The 3,318-nt window shown below is 69.4% G+C and carries 5 protein-coding genes; 2 read left to right on the forward strand and 3 right to left on the reverse strand.

Going from position 1 to position 3,318, the window contains the following annotated elements:
• Nucleotides 1–62 precede the first annotated feature (62 nt).
• From ABT245_RS41440 to ABT245_RS41450, 3 genes are read right to left on the reverse strand one after another with little or no spacing between them, the layout of a single operon-like run.
• On the reverse strand, nt 63–563 hold the full coding sequence (locus ABT245_RS41440) for a glycine-rich domain-containing protein (protein ID WP_351744971.1): 501 nt from the start codon (nt 561–563) through the stop codon (nt 63–65).
• Nucleotides 560–844 carry a hypothetical protein gene (locus ABT245_RS41445; RefSeq protein ID WP_351744973.1) on the reverse strand — a complete coding sequence of 95 codons (285 nt, stop codon included), beginning with the start codon at nt 842–844 and terminating at the stop codon, nt 560–562. The genes ABT245_RS41440 and ABT245_RS41445 overlap by 4 nt, the downstream gene beginning before the upstream one ends.
• The gene (locus ABT245_RS41450) at nt 841–1,029 is read right to left on the reverse strand and encodes a hypothetical protein (protein ID WP_351744976.1); all 189 of its coding nucleotides are present in this window, start codon (nt 1,027–1,029) and stop codon (nt 841–843) included. The genes ABT245_RS41445 and ABT245_RS41450 overlap by 4 nt, the downstream gene beginning before the upstream one ends.
• A 118-nt stretch (nt 1,030–1,147) precedes the next feature.
• Here ABT245_RS41450 and ABT245_RS41455 point away from each other — a divergent pair, with 118 nt between their 5' ends.
• Both ABT245_RS41455 and ABT245_RS41460 read left to right on the forward strand, forming a co-directional pair.
• Nucleotides 1,148–1,921, forward strand: a complete 774-nt coding sequence (locus tag ABT245_RS41455) for a helix-turn-helix domain-containing protein (RefSeq protein WP_351744978.1) — start codon at nt 1,148–1,150, stop codon at nt 1,919–1,921.
• Nucleotides 1,922–2,175: 254 nt separating this feature from the next.
• Nucleotides 2,176–2,376, forward strand: a complete 201-nt coding sequence (locus ABT245_RS41460) for a hypothetical protein (protein WP_351744980.1) — start codon at nt 2,176–2,178, stop codon at nt 2,374–2,376.
• Nucleotides 2,377–3,318 lie beyond the last annotated feature (942 nt).

The following is a 3,318-nucleotide window of genomic DNA, read 5'->3' on the forward strand; positions in this document are numbered from 1 at the left end:
TCGTCAGGATGCGGGAGCCCCGCCCTCGGGGAGCTGTGAGGGCGGGGGCGACTGTAGCGGGGTCAGTGGCTGTCGGGGACCTTGTCGTCGCACGGTGAGCATTCCGCGCCGTCGATGGCCCACAGTTCCTCGTCGATCGCCCAGCCCTGGCTCTTCAGGAAGTCGCCGGTGCGCAGGCACAGGCCGTCGCTGCGGCGCTGGATGAACGGGGCGTGGTGCTTGAACCGGCCGCCGTTGTAGAGACGGCAGATGCCCCACCAGACGGGCGTGTCGAGGATGAGCTGGTGGACGCCGATGTCGACGAGCTTGCCGACGCCGAGGTGCACGTCAGGGTTCTCGATGGAGCCCATGACGTACATGACGGCGTTGCCGAGGATCCGTTCGGCCATGTCGCGGACCATGGTGTGGTCGCGCAGGAGCAGTGCGACCTCGCGGTCCCAGATGCTCATGCCGCTGTCGAAGATGTTGACGGTCAGCTCGGTGATGTGCGGGGCGACCGCGTTGAGGAGTTCCTGCGGGTCCCGGGTGCGGGTCGCGGCGGGACGTTCTAACGCTACGGTCACGTTGTCCTCCAGTTGTGGACGAGCGCCCTCGATCGAGAGCGCCGGGCGTCCCGCGCCGTGGCGGAAGGGGTCTTCAGGGGCTGGCGTGGTGGCGGGCTGGCCGGAGAGGCGGGGGTGGACTCGCGGGGCGTGCAGTCCTCGCTCCTGGCGTGAACGATCAGGCGGACGTCGGGACCGCTGCTGCGGGGCAGCCAGCGGACTATGCCGTCGTCGGTGTGGATGCCGCAGGCGCAGCAGGTACCGGAGTCGCGTTCCTCGCGGTCGTCCCACATCGGGCTCACCGTGACGCTCCTGCGGTGCGGCAGCGCGGGCACTCGCACGGTGGGAACTCCAGGTTGAAGACGGGCACGTCGAGGGGCGCGAGGGTCCGTGTGTGCACGGGCGTGCGCTGCAGCGTCTCGGGATTGATCCGGTAGACGCTGACAGTGATGCCGGGAGGCGTGGTCTCGCTGCCTGTGTCGGTCACGGATTCAAGGTGCTCCGGTCACAGTGAGTTGCGCGGCGTCAGTGTAGGCGTCAAACCGACGACACTCAGGGTGTCATTTCGGTGTCATTCGGATCGTGAGAGGTCTACCGTGAACCCTATGGCCACACCGAACAGCGCACTGCGAGCAGCCCGCATGGGCCTGCTCATGTCACAGGACGACTTCGCCCGAGCCATCCGCGACGCCGGCACCCGCGCCGGACAGCCCAACGATGCCAACAAGCGCCTGGTACAGCGCTGGGAATCCGGCATCACCACGTCGCCCCGCCCCATCTACGCCCGCGCCCTGGAGGCCGTCACTGGGCTGCCCATAGAGGCACTGGGCTTCACCATCCCTGTGCCCATGGCCCGCATCTCCGAGGACGGCCACGGGGGCCACGATATGGAGCCCGCCCCGGGGACCGTCGCCCCCGCGGTGAGCACGACACCGCAGCCCGAACCCCAGGCCGCCCACCGCAACTACTCCGGGGTGTGGCTGTCGCGGTACGAATACTTCAGCTCCGGGCGGGACGCCGCGTTCACCGGCTTGCATCACGTCGTGCTCCTGCAACACGGCAGTCGGCTCACCGCCCGCTCCCTGCCGAACGGCTCGTCGAACCCCAATTCGCCGCTGACGATGGACCTGGAGATTGACGGGCACGTGGCCACCGGCACGTGGACCGAGCAGACCGCGAGCGAGGGCTATTACCGGGGCGCCCGCTACCACGGCGCGATCCAGTTGCTCGTCGAGCCGACCGGGCGTCGGATGACCGGTAAGTGGGTGGGCTTTGGCAAGGAGTTCGACGTGAACACCGGGCCGTGGGAGCTGGTCTTCCAGGACGCGTCAACGGCGAAGGCGACGCTCGCCGCCTACGACCGCCCGCCAGAGGCATGACCGCCCCTGCGCGCACGAAAGCGGCCCCGCCCCTGCCGAAGCAGGAGCGGGGCCGTGGCCAGTGGTGTCAGAGGTGTGGTCGGTCCCATGCCTTCTCCCGAAGCTAGCCCTGGGGCCTGTCTGACGGGTCGCGTCACCGACCCCGCATCCGCCAGCAATGTCACCCGAATGGCGCAACGTGGCGTGCCACCCACATGGGTGAAGGTCACACTGACTAGTGCCCTAATGGAGGCAATCCCTGAAAGGGGAACCAAATGCGCATTCGACGAATCCTCGCCGCCGTCATCGCCACGGCAGCCCTCGCCGGACTCGGCCTCACAGGCGCCGCTACCGCCACCGCAAAGGGTGCCCACTCCTACGTCACCCCTTCTGAGTGCAAGCAGGGCGGCGGAACGGCCGATCTGTCGGACAACACCTGCAAGGGCGGTACGCACAACGGGGAGAAGATCGACTAAACCCCTGTAGAGGTTCGGCCCGGTCACCGCGGGGGTGACCGGGCCGAACCGGAGGCCGGAGCCTGGTGGCCTGGAGGCCGGAGCCTAGAGGCCTGTGGGCCAGGGCCTAGGAGCAGGAGCCGCAGCCACCCACGCCGGAGCCTCCGGCGGGACCGCCGAAGCCGCCCCCGCCGCCGAAGCTGCCGGAACTGCCCGGGCTGCCTCCGCCGGGGCTGCTTCCGATGCCGGAGCCGTTACTGCTACCGAAGGAACCACCGGTGTTGCCGGAGCCGAAGCCACCGCCGAAGGCACCGGGGTTGACCGTGCTGTAGCCGCCACCGATGAGGCTGGGGCTGGTGTTGCCGGGGTTGATGCCTCCGTTGAGGAAGCCTGTGTCACCGGCACCGGTACTCCACGCACCGGATTTGGCGGCACCGGAGCCTCCAGGGGTACCGAAACTGCCAGCGGTACCACTGAAGTTCAGCGAGCTGGTGTTACCCGGACTGGTACCCGCGCTCCAGGCACCGGGGCTCGGGGTGGGTGCGCTGGAACCACCGGCCAGAGCCGAGTTGTTCGCAAAGGTCGGATCCAGCAGGCCCGCCCCGACCGCAGGCTGCGGAGCAGCCGACGAACCACTCTGAGCACCGGAGCTGGAGGGGCTGAATGCGCCGGAACCACCCGCCGGAGCCGAGCCAGACCCGACCGCAGGCTGCGGAGCAGCCGACGAACCACCCTGAGCACCGCCGCCGGACATGGCCGCGGCCGCCCCGCGATCGAACCCGGTGCCGGCACCGCTACTGGGAGCCGAACCCGGATCCGGACGACCGGAACCCGAGCCGGGAGCCCCGCCGGCGCCCATGGCCGTCGCCACACGATCGGGGAGAGCAGCGCCCGAGCCCGGAGCAGTGCCCGAGCCCGCATCCGCCCCCTGAGCCGAACCCGGAGTGATACCCGGGGCGGTGC

This window comes from Streptomyces sp. NPDC001508, assembly GCF_040298665.1.
GTDB lineage: Bacteria > Actinomycetota > Actinomycetes > Streptomycetales > Streptomycetaceae > Streptomyces.